Origin of the sequence: Stenotrophomonas sp. NLF4-10 (assembly GCF_022359915.1) — a bacterium.
Taxonomy (GTDB): Bacteria; Pseudomonadota; Gammaproteobacteria; order Xanthomonadales; family Xanthomonadaceae; genus Stenotrophomonas; species Stenotrophomonas daejeonensis.
The window spans coordinates 1716065-1733122 of record NZ_JAKSEE010000003.1; the positions used below are offsets into that span (position 1 = coordinate 1716065).

Consider the following 17058-nt stretch of genomic DNA (forward strand, 5'->3'; position numbering starts at 1 on the left):
GGAGGCGGGGGGCGGATGAGGGGCGAGCGGAGTCCATGATGGTTGAACCATCGTGACTCCATTGCCCCTCACCCCAACCCCTCGCTCCGCGCCCCGGCCCACGCCAGCGGCGTGGGCGCCCAACCGCACGCGCGCCGGTGGCGCGCAAGCCGTGCGGCCTCGCCCCGAGGGGAGAGGGGCATGTATCGGGAACGCCCCATGCGGGGCAAGCCCCGCATCTACGAGAGCGCCCTGTCGTTGATTGGGCGGTGTGCCGACCAACGGTCGGCACCTACCGGCACCTACCGGCACCTACCGGCACCTGCCGACATGCTTGTCGGGCAGAGGGTAGTGCCGGCCGCTGGCCGGTAGCCTCGGGAATCATTGCCATTGCAGTTGCCGGCCAGCGGCCGGCACTACCGGAAGCGCGCCCACGAAAAAGCCCGCTGCGTGAGCAGCGGGCCTGGGTGTTGCGGAACGACCGGCGCCCGGATCAGAACTTGTAGTTCACGCCGACCTGGTAGCTGCGGCCCCACTCCACGGTTTCCAGCGGCCGGTCCTTGGTGCCGGCGTAGGTCTCGTACTTGGAGTTGGTCAGGTTGCTGGCCTGCAGGAACAGGCTCAGGCCCTTGAGCGCGGTGCCGTCGCCGAAGTTGTAGCCGACCTGCGCGTCCAGCACGTTCTCGCCCTTGACGTAGCGCAGGGTGCGGGCGCCGTTGAAGTTGCCGATCTCGCCGATGAAGTCCGAACGCTTGCGTTGGTTCAAGCGGACTTCGAAGCCGCTGTTCTCGTAGTAGGCGGTGAAGTTGTACACGCGCTTGGACAGGCCCGGCAGCATGATCGGGTCGCTGCCGACGCTGGAGGTGGTGGCCGGGTCCGGCGGGATGCTGATGCTGCTGTCGTTGAAGCTGGCACTGGCGACCACGCCGAAGCCGCGCAGGGCGTCGGTGAACAGGTCCAGCGGCAACGAGGCGGTCAGTTCCGCGCCGCGCAGGCTGCCGCCGCTGCCGTTGAACGGCGCGCTGTAGTTGCCGGTCATTTGCGCCGGCACCTGCAACTGCGCTTCATTGGCGGGCACGTTCAGCCATGCCGCCACCTGGTCGGTGAAGTCGTAGCCGTCGCGGGTCTCGGTGTAGATGTAGGTCTTCAGGTCCTTGTAGAACACCGCGGCGGCCACATAGGCCTTGTTGCCGAAGTATTTTTCCCACGACAGGTCCACCGCGTTGGCCAGCCACGGCTTCAGGTGCGGGTTGCCGCCGCTGGCGCCGGGCTTGCCCCGGCTGGTGTCCATGCCGAACTCCATCGAGGCGCGCAGCTCGTCCACGCGCGGGCGCGCCGCCTGCCGGGCCAGTGCGAAGCGCACGGTGTTGTCGGCCGGCAGCTCGAAGGCCAGGTTCAGGCTGGGCAGGAACTCGAAGTACTTGCTGCCCTCGTCGATCGGAATGACCTGGCTGCCCACCGGTTGCGAGTCGTCCCAGTAGTTGGACTGCGAGGACTGGTCCACGCGCTGGCCCTGGATGCCGACGTTGCCGCGCACCGGCACCGAGCCGATCTGGGTGTTGATGTTGGCGCGCAGGAACACGGTGGCGATCTCCTCGTCCACGGTCCACTGCTTGGGAATCAGGTAGCTCTCGGTGGTGGTCGGGTTGAAGGTCATGTACTGGGCGACGGCGGCCGGCACGTTCCACGCCGGGATGTAACCGACGCCGGCGAAACCGAGGTTGACCGGCTTGTACTGGAATTCCGGACCGATGCTGGTCTCGCCCTGTGCGCCGAGGTTGATGTTGCCTTCGGCCTGGGTCTTGTTCTTGCTGCGGTCGGCGTAGTTGAAGCCCACGTCGATGTCGGAGAACCAGTCGAAGCCGTCCGGCGCCGGGAAGTTGACCGCCAGCTTGACACCCTTCAGCTCGTCGTCCACGTGCGGGGTCTTGCCGTAGCCCGAGCCGTAGATGGTGTTGGTCAGGTACAGCTTGCTGTAGTCGGAGTAGTCCAGCCCCGGGGTGAGCTGCGGGAAGTTGCCGCCGGCGAAGTTGAGCGCCACCGAGTCCAGCTGCGGCGCGGGCAGCAGCTGCAGGTTGTTCTCGAGGTTGATTTCGTCGCGCTCGGCCTTGGACCAGCTGACGTCGGCGGTCAGGCGCGCGTCGCCGATGTTGAATTCGTTGTTCCAGCCGAACGCCTTGATCTCGTCCTCGCGGTGGTTGTACATGCCGCGCACCAGCGGGTAGACGTTGTGCGCCACGCCACTGACGAAGCTGCCGTTGTCGTTGACCACCACGTCGGTCACGTTGAGCCGGTCGTAGCCGCCGTTGTAGTCGCCCAGGTGGATTTCCAGCTGGTTGGCGGTGTCGTATTCCTTGGCCTTGGTGTAGAAGGCGTCGAGCGTGCTGGTCCAGGCGTTGTTCGGGCGGAACTGCAGGGTCGCCATCACGCCGTCGCGCTTGGCGTTGCCGGTGCGGCGCAGCGCCTTGATGCCGTCGGAGTAGAAGGTGCCTTCGTCCACGCCCGGGCGCCAGCCGTCGCCGATGGCCTGCCACGGCTCGTACAGGCCGACCTGGTTCTCCTGCTTGGCCATGTCCGAATGCGAGTAGCCGATGGCCACGCCGATGGTGTCGTCGGCGAACTTGTCGACGAAGCTGACGTTGAAGCGGTTGCCGTAGGGATCGACGCCGGCCGCTTCGCCCAGCGAGTTCTTCTGGTAGCGGCCGCTGACGGCGATGACGCGCTCGCCATAGCTGAGCGGGCGCACGGTCTGCATGTCCAGGGTGCCGGACAGGCCCTGGCCGACCAGGCCGGCGTCGGGGGTCTTGTACACGGTGACGCCGCTGATCAGCTCGGACGGGTACTGGTCGAACTCGACGCTGCGGTTGTCGCCGGTGCTGACCATCTCGCGGCCGTTGAGCAGGGTGGTGGCGAAGTCGGGCGACAGGCCGCGCACGCTGATGACCTGCGCGCGGCCGGCCACGCGCTGGGCGGCCAGGCCGGGCAGGCGGGCGATGGATTCGGCGATGGACACGTCCGGCAGCTTGCCGATGTCCTCGGCCGATACGGCCTCGACGATGGAGCTGGAATCGCGCTTGACCGAGATCGCGCTCTCGATGCCACGGCGGATGCCGGTGACGGTCACCGTCTCCAGGTCGACCGCCGCGGCCTTGTCGGTGGCCGCGGTGTCGCTGGCGGCGTCCTGTGCCTGTGCGTTGGCGATGGTCAGCGTGATTGCCGACGCGAGTGCCACGCTCAACAGATTGCGCTTGCTGTTCAACATTCTCCCCTCTCCCAGGTGATGTCGCTTGGTTGTCTGTTTTCATGCGCCCGGCGCGTGTGCCGGGCTGTCTGTCGCCGATGCGCTAGGCCTGTTTGCGACTGAGATGCATGGTAATCAGCGGGCATCGCCGCGGAGCCTGCCTGCATACGTATTCAATGCGCCGGCATGGCGAAAGCCGGCGATGACAACGATGGCAACGGTGGTGCCTGTCATCGCGGGGCCACGCCGCACATTGCACGGTGATGGAAAGGCGATGAAAAACTTCTGCGCTTGGTGGCGGGGAAGATCAATCCCCCGCGCAGGTGCCGGGCTTGCCCGGCACGGGGCTTGGCCGGGAAGGCTTCAATGCGGGGCAAGCCCCGCATCTACGAGTGGGGTGAACCCAGTGGGTGCCGACGGTTGGTCGGCACAATCTGTCCGCTTGCGATAAGGCTTGGTAGCGCGGTGCGCTGCTTTTATCCCTTCTCCCTTCGGGAGAAGGTGCCCGAAGGGCGGATGAGGGGCGAACGCAGTCCAGATGGTTGAACCCTCATGACTCCGTTGCCCCTCACCCCAACCCCTCTCCCGATGGGAGAGGGGCTTTGTATCTGTGCCGTGGTGTCAATCCAGCGGCACGAAGCGGATCGCCGCGCCGCCGCCCGGCGCCAGCTTCAGGGTGATGCGGTCGCCGTTGCCGACTTCGCGGGTTTCGCGGGCGAAGGCGAACGGGTTGTCCCGCCAGTTGGCGCCATCGCCATCGCGGTAGATCTCGGCGCGGTAGCGGCGGCCGGGGTCGAGGAAGGACAGCGGCGTGTCCAGGGCGTGCGGCTGGTCGTCGCCGACGCTGCCGAGGAACCATTCGCCGCTGCCGCGCGCCTTGCGTGCGAAGGTCACGTATTCGCCGACCTCGCCATCCAGCACGTGGCTTTCCTCCCAGTCCACCGCCACGTCCTTGATGAACTGGAAGGCGTCGGGATGCTGCGCGTAGTGCTCGGGCAGGTCGGCCACCATCTGGATCGGGCTGTACAGCACCACGTACAGCGCCAGCTGCTTGGCCAGGGTGCTGCGCAGCGGCTGGCCATTGCGGCCCTTCAGGCTGACGATGCCGGGGGTGAAGTCCATCGGCCCGGCCAGCATGCGGGTGAAGGCGAGGGTGGCTTCATGCTCCGGCGGGTTGGGCGGGTTGCCCCAGGCGGCGAACTCCATGCCGCGCGCGCCTTCGCGCGACACCCAGTTGGGGTAGGTGCGGCGCAGGCCGGTGTCCTTGATCGGTTCGTGCGAGTTGATGGCGATGTGCCGGGCCGCCGCCTGCCGCAGCACGCGCAGGTGGTGGTTGCTCATCCATTGGCCTTCGTGCCATTCGCGCCGGACCGGGCCACCGGCCTCGTCCTGGCGCTGGATGTCGCCGGCGTCGCAGACGTAGCCGGTCTTGACCACGTCCACGCCGTTGCGCGCATACAGCGCCAGCGCGGCCGGCAGCTGGCGCTCGTAGTGGCTGACCGCGCAGGCGGTTTCGTGGTGGCCGATCAGGTGCACGCCCTTGCCGGCGCCGTAGCGGGCCAGTGCGGGCAGGTCGAAATCGGCGGTCGGGCGGGTGAAGTCGAAGCCCCCGCCGTCGGCGAACCAGTTGCCGTCCCAACCGGGGTTCCAGCCCTCCACCAGCACGCCGCGGAAGCCGTTGGCGGCGGCGAAGTCGATGTAGCGTTTGGTGTTTTCGGTGGTCGCACCGTGCTTCGGGCCGGTGGCCCAGGTCTCGGTTTCAAGGTGCAGCGACCACCACACGCCGACGTACTTGGCCGGGGTGAACCAGCTCACGTCGCCGATGGCATTGGGCTCGTTGAGGTTGAGGATCAGGCTGGATTCGGCCAGGTCGGCGGCATGCTCGCCGATCTGGATCGTGCGCCACGGCGTGTTGAACGGCAGCGTGCGCACCACCGCGACGCCGTCGCCGCCGGGGGTGAGGGCGGCGCGCAGCACGTCGCCATCGCCACGGGCCAGGTTCATGCCGGCGTAGTCCACCAGCGCGGCCTCGTGGATGGAGATGTGCAGGCCGCTGTCGTCGCGCAGGGTGAGCGGCGTCTGCGCGGTGCCGATCTCCTTCAATGGCGTGCGCTGGTACAGGTATTCCTCGCGGTTCCACTCGAAGGCCGGGATCCACCAGGCGGTGGCCGGGCGGGCGAGGGTGAATTCGGTCAGCTCGGCGCGGATGCGCGCCTGCGGCATCGCCGCCTGCCGCGGGAATTCGTAGCGGAAGCCGATGCCGTCGTCATAGACGCGGAATACCACGTCGAAGCGGCGCGGGTAGTCGCGGCCGGCGCCCGCTTTCTCTTCGAAGCTGGCACGCAGTTCGTTGTAGTGGTTGCGGGTCAGGCGGCGTTCGCCCCACGGCTGTTCCCAGGTTTCATCGAAGCTGCTGCTGGACTGGCCGACCAGCTCGACGTTGCGTTCCAGCCGCCCGTCGCCGAGCAGGAAACCCAGCCGCGACGGCGCGATCACCGCCTGTCCCTTGCGTTCGACGCGGTAGGCGATGCGCCCTTCGTGCTGCGATTCCAGCGTCACCGCCAGCACGTCGCCGGGCGAGGCGATGCGCGCCAGGGTGTCGGCACGGGCCGGCAGCGCGGCGGCCAGCAGCAGTGCCAGCGCGGGCAGGAAGGGAAGGATGGGGCGTCGTGCGGGCATGTCGGTGTGCTCCGTAACGGTGGAACGGGTGACGTGCACTATTCCACGACGCGCCCGTGCATTGGCCGTGCCGGCGGCACTGAATACGTATGCACCGGCGGTGCGCATTCGCCGGGCCGCATCTACCATCGGGATTCCTTGGAGGGGAACGTTTGATGAACAGCAAACCGCAGCTGTCGTTCTGGCAGATATGGAACATGTGTTTCGGGTTCCTCGGCATCCAGTTCGGCTTCGCGCTGCAGAACGCCAACGCCAGCCGCATCTTCGAGACGCTGGGGGCGTCGATGGAGGCGGTGCCGGGGCTGTGGATCGCCGCGCCATTGACCGGGCTGCTGGTGCAGCCGGTGATCGGCTACCTGTCCGACCGCACCTGGACCCGTTGGGGCCGGCGCCGGCCGTTCTTCATGATCGGCGCGGTGCTGACCACGCTGGCGCTGCTGGTGATGCCCAATTCGCCGACGCTGTGGATCGCCGCCGGCACGCTGTGGGTGCTGGATGCCTCGATCAACGTGTCGATGGAGCCGTTCCGCGCCTTCGTCGGCGACCAGCTCGCGCCGCGCCAGCGCCCCACCGGCTATGCGATGCAGAGTTTCTTCATCGGCGTGGGCGCCATCGTCGCCAGCCTGCTGCCGTTCCTGCTGGCGCACTGGGGCGTGGCCAACACCGCCGCGCCGGGCGAGGTGCCGGACACGGTGCGCTATGCGTTCTATTTCGGCGCGGCGGTGCTGCTGGCGGCGATTGCATGGACGGTGTTCAGCACCCGCGAGTATTCGCCCGCGGAGCTGGCCGCGTTCGACGATGCCGAACCCGCCACCGGCCACCGCGCGGCCGCGGCCGGCGGCGCGCCTTCGTGGATGCAGGCCAGCGCATGGCTGCTGCTGGGCGTGGCGCTGGCCGCGTTGATCGCATGGCGCGATGGCGACCGCATGCTCTACGTGCTGGCCGGCCTGTGCGCCGCTTACGGCGTGTTGCTGGCGCTGGCGCGGGTGCTGCCCGGCACGCACATGCTGGCGACCATCGTCGGTGACCTGCGCGGCATGCCCACCACCATGCGGCGGCTGGCGTGGGTGCAGTTCTTCTCGTGGTTCGCGTTGTTCGCGATGTGGATCTACACCACCGCCGCGGTGGCCGGCACCCACTTCGGCTCCACCGACCCGCAGTCGGCGGCCTACAACGAAGGCGCCAACTGGGTGGGTGTGCTGTTCGGCGCCTACAACGGCTTCGCCGCGCTGGCGGCGCTGGTGATCCCGCGGATGGTGCGGGCGTTGGGCCTGCGCTGGAGCCACCTGCTCAACCTGTGGCTGGGCGGGCTGGGGCTGGTGTCGCTGATGTTCATCGGCGACCCGAAGTGGCTGCTGCTGTCGATGGTCGGCGTCGGCTTTGCCTGGGCCTCGATCCTGTCGTTGCCGTACGCGCTGCTGTCCGACAGCGTGCCGTCCACCAAGATGGGCGTGTACATGGGCATCTTCAATTTCTTCATCGTGATCCCGCAGCTGGTGGCCGCCAGCGCGCTCGGCTTCGCCCTGCGCGCGTGGCTGGGCGGCGTGCCGATGCACGTGCTGGTGCTGGGCGGCTGCAGCCTGTTCGTCGCCGGCCTGTGCGTGCTGCGGGTTCCTTCCCGTCCGGAGGTGGTGTGATGCGTGTGCGTTTGTCGGTTGCCGGCCTTGCCTCGGCACTTTCCCTTGCGTTGCTGGCCGGTTGCGCCGTGGCCGGCACGCGTCCTGATTACGTCGGCACCACCGAGCCGTTCGCCAGCGACGCGGTGTATTTCGTCGTCACCGACCGCTTCGTCAACGGCGACACCGCCAACGACCACCGCGAGCAGGGCGGTGCGCACCGCACCTTCGACATCCCGGTGCATTGCGCGGACGGCATCGACGGCAACATCGGCTACCTCGGCGGCGATTTCCGTGGCGTGCTCGACAATGCCGGCTACATCCGCGGCCTCGGCTTCGGCGCGGTGTGGATCACGCCGATCGTCGACAACCCGGACGAAGCCTTCACCGGCAGCCGGGAAATCAGCTGCACCAGCAGCCTGACCGACCGCGGCAAGACCGGCTACCACGGCTACTGGGGCATCAATTTCTACAAGCTCGACGAGCACCTGCCCAGCGCCGGTCTCGACTTCGCCGGGTTCACCCGCGGCCTGCACGCCGCCGGGCTGAAGGTGGTGCTGGACATCGTCGGCAACCACGGCTCGCCGGCGTGGACCATGCCCGAGCGCCAGCCGCAGTTCGGCCAGTTGTTCGACAAGGACGGCACGCTGGTCGCCGACCACCAGAACCTGCCGCCGCAGCAACTCGATCCGCAGCACAACCCGCTGCATGCCTTCTACAACAACATCGGCCTGGTCGATGCGGACAAGGGTTCCATCTTCGACGGCAACCTCGCCGAGCTGTCCGACTTCAACCAGCACAACCCGGCGGTGATGGACTACCTTGCCGGCGCCTACCTGCAATGGGCGGGGCAGGGCGTGGACGCGCTGCGCATCGACACCATCGGCTGGCTGCCGCACCCGTGGTGGCACGCGTTCGTCGGCCGCATCCGCGCCGAGCACCCGGGCATGTTCATGTTCGGCGAGGCGTTCGACTACGACGCCGCGCGCATCGCCGAGCACACCTGGCCGGCCAACGCCAACGTCAGCGTGCTGGATTTCCCGCTGCGCGGCGCGCTGGAGGCGGTGTTCGGGCGCGAAGGCAAGGGCTTCGAGGCGCTGGCCGAGCCGCTGCACCTGAGCGGCGGCCCATATGCCAACCCCTACGAGCTGATGACGTTCTACGACAACCACGACATGCCGCGCATCGACGCCAGCGACGCAGGCTTCATCGACGCGCACAACTGGCTGTTCACCGCGCGCGGCATCCCGGTGCTCTACTACGGCTCGGAAACCGGCTTCATGCGCGGCCGTGCCGAGCACGCCGGCAACCGTGCCTACTTCGGCCAGCAGCGCGTGGATGCCGCGCCTGCCAGCCCGATCTTCGGCCCGCTGCAACGCATCGCCAAACTGCGCGAAGCCACCCCGGCGCTGCAGCGCGGCCTGCAGGTCAACGAGCGTTTGCAGGGTGACCAGGCCGTGTTCTACCGCGTGTTGCAGCAAGGTGACGTCGCCCAGACCGCGCTGGTGCTGCTCAACAAGGGCGACGCCGCGCAGGATTTTGAAGTGCGCGATTACCTGCAGCAGGGGCAGTGGCGCGATGCGCTCGATGGCGGCAGCGTGGCGGTGGAGGACGTGCTGCATGCCGAAGTGCCGGCGCACGGGGTCAAGGTGTTCGTGCTCGATGCACCGGTGAAGCAGCCGCAATTGCAGGCGCGATTGGACGCGGCAATGGCCGATCAGGCGGCCCGCACCGCACGCTTGGCGCACTAACGTAGATGCGGGGCTTGCCCCGCATGAAGCCTTCCCGATGAGTGGCCATTCCGGCAAAGCCCCATGCGGGGCAAGCCCCGCATCTACAAGACGTTGCGCAGGCGGCGGGCATGTCGGCGGTGTCTGGAAGCTACAATCGCTGCCCCATTGATTCACCGACACCATGAACACGCTTCCCCCGCAGACACCCGTCGAGACGCTGTTGCAGTCGGCGATGGACGGCAAGCTGCCGATCCGTACCTTCATGCAGGCCTTCGTCGCCGCCGAGGTCGTCCTGCTCACCGGCAGCCTGGTCACGCCCGACGGCAGCGGCTTCGATCCGCTGCTGTTCGACAAGCAGGGCGTGCTGCACGTGGCGGTGTTCACCGACGTGGCGCGGGTCGGCATCCATTCGCAGCAGGCGCCGCACACGATCCGCTGGCCGATGCTGGAGGTGCTGCGCCGCGTGCCGGGCGGCTATGGCGTGGTGGTCAACCCGGGCACGCAGCTGGGCTTTGAAATCGCGCCTTCGGGCGTGGGCGAGCTGCTCAGGGATTTCGGCTGATTCCATGGATGCGGGGCCTGCCCCGCATGAGGCATTACCGGGAAAGCGCCGTGCGGGGCAAGCCCCGCACCTACGGCCAGGACGATTCCCGCACCACCAGCTTCACCGGGATGCTGATCCCGTCCACCGTCTCGCCCGCGATCAGCGCCAGCAGCCTGTCGACCAGCAACTGGCCGGCCTGGCGGGTGTCCTGCTGCACCGTGGTCAGCGGCGGTGATACCGAGGCTGCCAGCGGGATGTCGTCGAAACCGGTGACCGCCACGTCCTGCGGCACGTTCAGGCCATGCTCGCGCAGGGCGCGCATCGCGCCGATGGCGATCAGGTCGCTGGCCGCGCACACCGCATCGAAACGCTCGCCACCGGCCAGCAGGGCGTGGCAGGCGGCATGGCCGGATTCCTCGGTGGTGATGGCGTCGTGCTGCAACGCCGGCTCGACGGCCAGCCCGCGCGCGCGCAACGCCTGCGCATGGCCGCGGTAGCGCTCCTCGAACTCGGGGTAGTGGCTGGAGGCATGGCCGAGGAAGGCGATGCGGCGGCGGCCCCGGTCGAGCAGGTGGGTGGTGATGTCGAACCCGCCCTGGAAGTTGTCGCTGCCTATCGACACCCCGGGCTGGCCGGGCAGCGCCGCGCCCCAGCGCACGAAGTGCGTGCCCTGCTCGACCAGCCGTTGCAGGCGCTCGACCGACTCGTGGTAGTCGCCATAGCCGAGCAGGATGATGCCGTCGGCCTTGTTGCTGTCCTCGAAGTCGGCATGCCAGTCGCTGGATAGCTGCTGGAACGACACCAGCAGGTCGTAGCCCTTCAGCGCGCAGGCGCGGGTGATCGAGCCCAGCATCGAGTGGAAGAACGGGTTGATCAGCGAGTCGTCCGGGGTCGGGTCCTCGAAGAACAGCAGCGCCAGCGTGCCCGATTGCTGGCAGCGCAGGCTGGAGGCGTTCTTGTCCACCTTGTAGTTCAGCTGCCGGGCGATCTCGAGGATGCGCTTGCGGGTCTCAGCGTTGACCATCGGGCTGCCACGCAGCGCGCGCGACACCGTGGGCTGGGAGACGCCCGCCATGTGCGCGATGTCCAGTGACGTGGCTTTGCCCTTGATGACCATCTTTGCCGGCAGCGTGAAGACGCCGGCCATCATGCCATGCGCGATTGCTTCCGCGGCCGGTGGTGGCGTGGCGCTCCCTCCCGCCCTCGATGGACGGGCCGGGTCGCGCGATGCCTGCGACAACCTGCGTTGCTGGCGTCGTCGCATCAAAAATATTGCCCGGGTAAAAACATGGCGTTAATATCATCCGGGTCAAATTAGGAGGAAGCCATGAACGACACATTGGAAGCCCCCCACGCGCTGTTCGCGGGCAACCGCCTGCTGGCCCGGGGCAGCTTGCAGGACGTGGTGCAGGAAGCCGCCGCACGCGAGGGCGTCGGCGCGGACGGACGTCCCTTGCTGCTGCTGGACGACCGCAGCGGCCAGACGCTGGATGTCGACTTGCGGGGCGATGCCGGGACGGTGCTGGAGCGCCTGCGGGCGCGGTTCCCGGCCGCCGACGACAAGGCCACGCCCGCGCCGAGGGAGCGCGGCCGGCCCCGGCTGGGCGTGGTGGCCCGCGAGGTCACCCTGCTGCCGCGGCACTGGGAATGGCTGGCGGCGCAGCCCGGGGGCGCCTCGCAGGCGTTGCGCAGGCTGGTGGAAGAAGCGCGGCGGCGCGAGGGCGGGGCCGGCGAGTTGCGCCAGCGCCGCGAGGCGCAGTACCGGGCGATGCTCGCCCTGGCGGGCGACCTGCCGGGCTTCGAGGAAGCCAGCCGCGCCTTGTTCGCCGGCGACGAGGCCGCTTTCGCCGGATTCCTCCGGCAATGGCCCGCCGACGTAGGCGATTACCTCGCCAGCCTGTCGGCGCAGGGCGCCGGATGAAGGAAGCAGGGTGGGCGCGGGATGGCGGGGTTGCTACCATCCCATGTCCCGTTCCCTCCCGGCGCCTGCACCGGGAACCACGGATGCCGGCCGCAGCCGGCATAAACCCCGGCACACAACGCAAAGAGCGAATCACATGGCCCGCGGCATCAACAAAGTCATCCTGGTCGGCAACCTCGGCAACGACCCGGACGTGAAATACACCCAGAGCGGCATGGCCGTGACCCGCATCAGCCTGGCCACCACCAGCGTGCGCAACGACCGCGACGGCAACAAGCAGGAGCGCACCGAATGGCACCGCGTGGTGTTCTTCGGCAAGCTCGGCGAAATCGCCGGCGAGTACCTGCGCAAGGGCTCGCAGGTCTACGTCGAGGGCGAGCTGCGCTACGACAAGTACACCGGCCAGGACGGCGTGGAGAAGTACAGCACCGACATCGTCGCCAACGAGATGCAGATGCTCGGCGGCCGCGGTGAAGGTGGCGGTGGCGGCGGTGGTGGCTACGGCGGCGACCGCCCGCAGCGCCAGCAGGCCCCGCGCCAGCAGGGCGGCGGTGGCGGCTACGGCAATCAGGATCAGGGCGGCGGCTACGGCCAGCGCCCGCAGCGCCAGGCCCCGGCCCAGCAGCCGGCCGCACCGCCGATGGACGACTTCGCCGACGACGACATCCCGTTCTGAATGACATCTTCCTGAAGTTGTCTGGTTTTTCCCGGAAAGCCCTCGGTTTCGAGGGCTTTTTCTTCGTCCGGCTTTTGGAGGTTGCCTTGCCCTCCACCTCCAAAAGCCGGGGGTGCCCTGCATGCCGGGTGTCCGGTACCGCGGCAGGGCGTTACTCTGCGACTGCCGCGGCCCTCGATATGTGCCGCGCTTCCTCCGCTCCCTTGCGTTCGCTGTAGCGATCGACGAGGTAGTCACTGCGGCCACGCACCAGCAGCGTGAACTTCATCAGTTCTTCCATGACGTCCACCATGCGGTCGTAATAGGCCGATGGCTTCATGCGGCCGTCGTCGCCGAACTCCTGCCAGGCCTTGGCGACGGAGGACTGGTTGGGGATGGTGACCATGCGCATCCAGCGGCCGAGGACCCGCAGGGAGTTGACCACGTTGAAGGACTGCGAGCCGCCGTTGACCTGCATCACCGCCAGGGTCTTGCCCTGCGTCGGCCGCACGCTGCCGTCTTCCAGCGGCAGCCAGTCGATCTGGTTCTTGAACACGCCGGTGATCGTGCCGTGGCGCTCCGGCGACACCCAGACCTGGCCCTCCGACCACTGCGACCACTCGCGTAGCTGCCCCACCTTCGGGTGGGTCTTGTCGACGCTGTCCAGCATCGGCAGGTCGTGCGGATCGAACACTCGGGTCTCGGCGCCGAGGTGCTGCAGGATGCGCTCGGCTTCCAGCGCCAGCTTTCGGCTGAAGGACTGCGGACGCAGCGAGCCGTACAACAGCAGGATACGGGGCGGGTGCATGTCGCTGGTGCCCAGTACCTCGTGCACAGGCGTGGGGAGCAGGCCGGCGTCCAGGTAGGTGGGAAGGTCTAAGGGGGATTGTTCGGACTTGTTCATTCTATTATTCTAGAAAAATGGAAATGAAAGATGCAATCGCCTCCCTGACTGCCCTGGGCCATGCGACCCGCCTAGCTGCCTTCCGTCTGCTGGTCGAAGCCGGCCCCGCAGGCCGCATGGCCGGTGACATCGGCGAGGCACTGGGCGTTCCCGGCGCAACGCTGTCCTTCCATCTGAAGGAGCTGGTACATGCCGGCCTGGTGGAGGGCGAGAGCCAGGGCCGCTATGTCTGTTATCGCGCCAACTTCCAGGCAATGAACGGCTTGATCGAGTACCTCACCCACAACTGCTGCGCCGGTTCGGGCGATGCCGAATGCGCGCAGGTGACCGATTCCACCTGCGGCTGCTGACCAAGCGACCGTTCTCCTGCGGCGTCCCGCCTTCCTCCACACGACACCCTCGCCATGACCCACAACGTCCTCTTCCTCTGCACCGGCAACAGCGCCCGCAGCGTCCTGGCCGAGGCCACGCTGCGCGCGTGGGCCGGTAACCGTTTCAAGGTGTTCAGCGCCGGCAGCCAGCCCACCGGCACCGTAAACCCGTTCGCGCTGGCCCAACTGCAGGCGGAGGGGATCTCCACCGCCGGGCTGCGCAGCAAGTCCTGGGACGAGTTCACCACGCCGGGGGCGCCGCGCATGGACTTGGTGGTGACGGTGTGCGATTCGGCAGCAGCAGAAACCTGCCCGGTGGTGTTTGGGGATTTCCTGCGGACCCATTGGGGGTTGCCTGACCCGGCGGCGACCGGTGGCAGCGATGACGACAAGCGTGCGGCGTTCAAGCAGGCCCATCGTGTCATCCAGGCCCGACTGATGGCCTTCTTGGCGCTTCCTTCATCGGTCTGGGAGGACCGCGCACGACTCAAGGTCGCCCTGGACAGGATCGGTTTTGTCGAAGCCGGGGACGAAGCCGGTGAGTGACGCTGCGCCCCGCATGGGGTTCTTCGAGCGCTACCTGACCCTGTGGGTGGCGCTCTGCATCGTGGTGGGCACGTTGCTGGGCCACCAGTGGCCTTCCGTTTTCATACGCCTGGGAAGCATCGAGTGGGCGCAGGTGAACCTGCCCGTGGCCGTGCTCATCTGGGTGATGATCGTGCCCATGTTGATGAAGGTCGATTTCGGCGCGTTGCGCCAGATCGGCCAGCACTGGCGCGGCATCGGCGTCACCTTGTTCATCAACTGGGCGGTGAAGCCGTTCTCGATGGCCCTGCTGGGGTGGTTCTTCCTGCGCCATGTCTTCGCGCCGTGGCTGCCGGCCGAGCAGGTGGATTCCTACGTCGCCGGCCTCATCCTGCTGGCGGCCGCACCGTGCACCGCGATGGTGTTCGTGTGGAGCAACCTGTGCCGCGGGGATGCGGCCTTCACCCTCAGCCAGGTGGCCTTGAACGACGCCATCATGGTGGTGGCGTTCGCTCCGCTGGTCGCGTTGCTGCTCGGCATTTCCTCGATCATCGTGCCGTGGGCCACGCTGGCCATCTCGGTAGGGCTGTACATCGTGGTGCCGGTGATCATCGCCACGTGCCTGCGCGCCTGGGTGATGCGCAATGGTGGACAAGCGCGGCTCGACCGCTGGCTGGCCAGGCTCGGCCCGCTTTCGCTGACGGCCCTGTTGCTGATGCTGGTATTGCTGTTCGGCTTCCAGGGCCGGCAGATCATGGCGCAGCCGCTGGTCATCGCCATGCTGGCCGTACCCATCCTCATCCAGGTCTATTTCAATTCCGGGCTGGCCTACCTGCTGAACCGCAGGCTGGGCGTGGCCCATTGCGTGGCGGGTCCATCGGCCCTGATTGGCGCGAGCAATTTCTTCGAGCTGGCGGTGGCGACGGCGGTAAGCGTTTTCGGTGTCCACTCGGGGGCTGCGCTGGCAACGGTCGTCGGCGTGCTGGTCGAGGTGCCGGTGATGTTGTCCGTGGTCCACATGGTCAACCGGTCACGGGGTTGGTATGACCGGCGCAGCTTGGGCTGAAGGGCGGCCTGCCGGGGCCCGTGTCCGCGTGCGGCGGGGGCGGCTCAGCGCACCCCGTGCATCATCCGCTTGAGCAGCGGCGAGGCCAGCAGGGCGAGCAGGGCGCAGCCCAGGCCGATCCACATCAGCAGCCAGAACAGGTGTTCGTAGCGGGCGGCGGCCTCGGCGAGGTTCATCGCCTCGCCTTCGGGCACGTCGATGGCGGCGAGCTTGCCGAACAGCGCGGCCAGCGTCTCGGAGAAGGCGGTGGCGAGGAACCAGGTGCCCATCATCAGGCTGACCACGCGCGGCGCGGCCAGTTGGGTGACCGCCGACAGGCCCACCGGCGACAGGCACATCTCGCCGATCTCCAGGATCAGGTAGGCCAGCACCAGCCACCACACGCTGGCCATCTGCCCGGTGGCGCCGACGTGCTGCGCGGCCAGCGCCAGCGGCACGAACGACAGCGCGCCGAACACCAGCCCGAACGAGGACTTCACCGGCTTGGACGGGTCCAGCCGGCGCTTGTCCAGCCACGCCCACAGCGCGGCGAACAGCGGTGCCAGCAGCACCAGGAACAATGCGCCGAGGTAGGTCAGCGAGCCGGCGCTCTGCGGCAGCACCAGGCAGTCGCGCACCAGCATCACCAGCATCGCCGCGACGATGATGGCGAACAGCAGGCGCGGCGCGTTCGAGGCCGGGTTGCGGTCGGACAGCCTGGCCGCCACCACGAAGCCCAGCGGCGCCAGCAGCAGCGAGGCGATCGACCACGGCAGCGGGGTGCCGTCGCGTATCACCAGCGCCGGTACCAGGTCCTTGCTCAGCAGCCGGTCGGTGAAGGTGACCCACGAACCGTAGGTCTGCTCGTACAGGGTGAAGAACACCAGCGCCATGAAGATCAGCACCATCAGCGCGATCATCTGCTGGCGCTGCACCGGCGTGCACTGGGTGCCGGTGAACCAGGCGAACCACAGCAGCACGCCGGCCAGCACCACGATCATCAGCATCAGCGCCAGGCTGAGTTCGCCGCCCAGCGCGAACGCGCCGTTGGCCGCGGCCCACATCAGCGCCGCCACCGGCAGCACGCCGACGAGGGCGGCGGCATAGATCAGCCACTCGCGCGGCAACCCGGCCACACGCTCGCGCAGCGTCGCCGGTTGCGGCGGCTCGGCATGGCCGTGCAGGTATTTCTGGCCCCACAGGAACATCGCCAGACCCACCAGCATGCCGATGCCGGCGGCGCCGAAGCCGTACTTCCAGCCATAGGCCTCGCCGATGAAACCGCACACCAGCGAGGCGAACAGCGCGCCGAGGTTGATGCCGGCGTAGAACAGCGAGAAGCCCGAGTCGCGGCGCGGGTCCCCGCTTCCATCGGCACGGTCCGGGTAGAGCTTGCCGACGATGGTGGAGATGTTGGGCTTGAGGAAGCCCACGCCCATGATGATCAGCGCCAGCGACAGGTAGGTCACGGTCAACGCGGCTTCGTCGCGCACCACCTCGCCGCCGACGCGGGTTGCTTCATGGCCTTCGAATGCCATGCCGACGTGGCCCAGCACCAGCAGGATGCCGCCGAACACCACCGCCTTGCGCATCCCCAGCCAGCGGTCGGCCAGCAGGCCGCCGAACACCGGGATGCAGTACACCAGCCCGCCATAGGCGCCGAGCAGGTCCAGCCCGGCCTTGTCGCCGAACAGGTGGTACTTGGTCAGGTACAACAGCAGCAGCGCCTTCATCCCGTAGAAGGAGAAGCGCTCCCACATCTCGGTGAAGAAGCAGACGTAGACGCCCTTGGGGTGGCCGAGGAAGTCGTCCGTGCGCGGGGCGGGCAGGGGAATGGCGGACATG

Annotated in this window: 13 protein-coding genes; 8 read left to right on the forward strand and 5 right to left on the reverse strand. The window is 67.8% G+C overall.

Features of this window, described 5'->3' with window-relative positions; translation table 11 throughout:
• Nucleotides 1-472: 472 nt before the first annotated feature.
• Nucleotides 473-3241, reverse strand: coding sequence for a TonB-dependent receptor (locus MIC98_RS08110; protein ID WP_239736783.1), 2769 nt, complete (start codon nucleotides 3239-3241; stop codon nucleotides 473-475).
• Nucleotides 3242-3841: 600 nt separating this feature from the next.
• The gene (locus tag MIC98_RS08115) at nucleotides 3842-5899 is read right to left on the reverse strand and encodes a glycoside hydrolase family 97 protein (protein ID WP_239736784.1); all 2058 of its coding nucleotides are present in this window, start codon (nucleotides 5897-5899) and stop codon (nucleotides 3842-3844) included.
• 155 nt (nucleotides 5900-6054) lie between these two features.
• Here MIC98_RS08115 and MIC98_RS08120 point away from each other — a divergent pair, with 155 nt between their 5' ends.
• From MIC98_RS08120 to MIC98_RS08130, 3 genes are all read left to right on the forward strand, one after another.
• Nucleotides 6055-7536 (forward strand): MFS transporter, encoded by a 1482-nt coding sequence (locus MIC98_RS08120; protein WP_239736785.1) that lies wholly within the window; start codon nucleotides 6055-6057, stop codon nucleotides 7534-7536.
• Entirely contained in the window at nucleotides 7536-9266 is a 1731-nt protein-coding gene (locus tag MIC98_RS08125) for an alpha-amylase family glycosyl hydrolase (protein WP_239736786.1), read from the forward strand. The genes MIC98_RS08120 and MIC98_RS08125 overlap by 1 nt, the downstream gene beginning before the upstream one ends.
• A gap of 163 nt (nucleotides 9267-9429) precedes the next feature.
• Entirely contained in the window at nucleotides 9430-9810 is a 381-nt protein-coding gene (locus tag MIC98_RS08130; protein WP_239736787.1) for an SseB family protein, read from the forward strand.
• A 70-nt stretch (nucleotides 9811-9880) separates the two neighbouring features.
• On the opposite strand, the gene MIC98_RS08135 is transcribed toward MIC98_RS08130, so the two are convergent.
• The gene (locus MIC98_RS08135) at nucleotides 9881-10909 is read right to left on the reverse strand and encodes a LacI family DNA-binding transcriptional regulator (RefSeq protein ID WP_239738093.1); all 1029 of its coding nucleotides are present in this window, start codon (nucleotides 10907-10909) and stop codon (nucleotides 9881-9883) included.
• A 210-nt stretch (nucleotides 10910-11119) separates the two neighbouring features.
• On the opposite strand from MIC98_RS08135, the gene MIC98_RS08140 reads away from it, so the two are divergent.
• Both MIC98_RS08140 and ssb read left to right on the forward strand, forming a co-directional pair.
• Nucleotides 11120-11713: a DUF2239 family protein gene (locus MIC98_RS08140; RefSeq protein ID WP_239736788.1), complete on the forward strand. Its 594-nt coding sequence runs from the start codon at nucleotides 11120-11122 to the stop codon at nucleotides 11711-11713.
• A 136-nt stretch (nucleotides 11714-11849) separates the two neighbouring features.
• Nucleotides 11850-12389 carry a single-stranded DNA-binding protein gene (ssb, locus tag MIC98_RS08145; protein WP_239736789.1) on the forward strand — a complete coding sequence of 180 codons (540 nt, stop codon included), beginning with the start codon at nucleotides 11850-11852 and terminating at the stop codon, nucleotides 12387-12389.
• Between the two features lie 151 nt (nucleotides 12390-12540).
• On the opposite strand, the gene arsH is transcribed toward ssb, so the two are convergent.
• Nucleotides 12541-13272: an arsenical resistance protein ArsH gene (gene arsH, locus MIC98_RS08150; RefSeq protein WP_275584487.1), complete on the reverse strand. Its 732-nt coding sequence runs from the start codon at nucleotides 13270-13272 to the stop codon at nucleotides 12541-12543.
• 17 nt (nucleotides 13273-13289) lie between these two features.
• Between arsH and MIC98_RS08155 the strand changes: the two genes are divergently transcribed.
• Genes MIC98_RS08155 through arsB form a run of 3 tightly spaced genes read left to right on the forward strand, consistent with a single transcriptional unit; the run spans nucleotide 13290 to nucleotide 15234 of the window.
• Nucleotides 13290-13622 carry a metalloregulator ArsR/SmtB family transcription factor gene (locus MIC98_RS08155; RefSeq protein WP_057641510.1) on the forward strand — a complete coding sequence of 111 codons (333 nt, stop codon included), beginning with the start codon at nucleotides 13290-13292 and terminating at the stop codon, nucleotides 13620-13622.
• Nucleotides 13623-13676: 54 nt separating this feature from the next.
• Nucleotides 13677-14189: an arsenate reductase ArsC gene (locus MIC98_RS08160; protein WP_057641511.1), complete on the forward strand. Its 513-nt coding sequence runs from the start codon at nucleotides 13677-13679 to the stop codon at nucleotides 14187-14189.
• 13 nt (nucleotides 14190-14202) lie between these two features.
• Nucleotides 14203-15234 (forward strand): ACR3 family arsenite efflux transporter, encoded by a 1032-nt coding sequence (arsB, locus tag MIC98_RS08165; RefSeq protein WP_239738098.1) that lies wholly within the window; start codon nucleotides 14203-14205, stop codon nucleotides 15232-15234.
• A gap of 44 nt (nucleotides 15235-15278) precedes the next feature.
• Here arsB and MIC98_RS08170 read toward each other — a convergent pair whose 3' ends face one another.
• Nucleotides 15279-17057, reverse strand: a complete 1779-nt coding sequence (locus tag MIC98_RS08170) for an oligopeptide:H+ symporter (protein ID WP_239736790.1) — start codon at nucleotides 17055-17057, stop codon at nucleotides 15279-15281.
• Nucleotide 17058 lies beyond the last annotated feature (1 nt).

Bases quoted from the DNA above. Each gene is read 5' to 3' on its own strand.
- MIC98_RS08115 (WP_239736784.1), bottom strand. From the start codon at position 5,899: ATGCCCGCACGACGCCCCATCCTTCCCTTCCTGCCCGCGCTGGCACTG.
- arsH (WP_275584487.1), bottom strand. From the start codon at position 13,272: ATGAACAAGTCCGAACAATCCCCCTTAGACCTTCCCACCTACCTGGAC.
- MIC98_RS08160 (WP_057641511.1), top strand. From the start codon at position 13,677: ATGACCCACAACGTCCTCTTCCTCTGCACCGGCAACAGCGCCCGCAGC.
- MIC98_RS08170 (WP_239736790.1), bottom strand. From the start codon at position 17,057: ATGTCCGCCATTCCCCTGCCCGCCCCGCGCACGGACGACTTCCTCGGC.
- arsB (WP_239738098.1), top strand. From the start codon at position 14,203: ATGGGGTTCTTCGAGCGCTACCTGACCCTGTGGGTGGCGCTCTGCATC.
- MIC98_RS08130 (WP_239736787.1), top strand. From the start codon at position 9,430: ATGAACACGCTTCCCCCGCAGACACCCGTCGAGACGCTGTTGCAGTCG.
- ssb (WP_239736789.1), top strand. From the start codon at position 11,850: ATGGCCCGCGGCATCAACAAAGTCATCCTGGTCGGCAACCTCGGCAAC.
- MIC98_RS08140 (WP_239736788.1), top strand. From the start codon at position 11,120: ATGAACGACACATTGGAAGCCCCCCACGCGCTGTTCGCGGGCAACCGC.
- MIC98_RS08155 (WP_057641510.1), top strand. From the start codon at position 13,290: ATGGAAATGAAAGATGCAATCGCCTCCCTGACTGCCCTGGGCCATGCG.
- MIC98_RS08135 (WP_239738093.1), bottom strand. From the start codon at position 10,909: ATGGTCATCAAGGGCAAAGCCACGTCACTGGACATCGCGCACATGGCG.
- MIC98_RS08125 (WP_239736786.1), top strand. From the start codon at position 7,536: ATGCGTGTGCGTTTGTCGGTTGCCGGCCTTGCCTCGGCACTTTCCCTT.
- MIC98_RS08110 (WP_239736783.1), bottom strand. From the start codon at position 3,241: ATGTTGAACAGCAAGCGCAATCTGTTGAGCGTGGCACTCGCGTCGGCA.
- MIC98_RS08120 (WP_239736785.1), top strand. From the start codon at position 6,055: ATGAACAGCAAACCGCAGCTGTCGTTCTGGCAGATATGGAACATGTGT.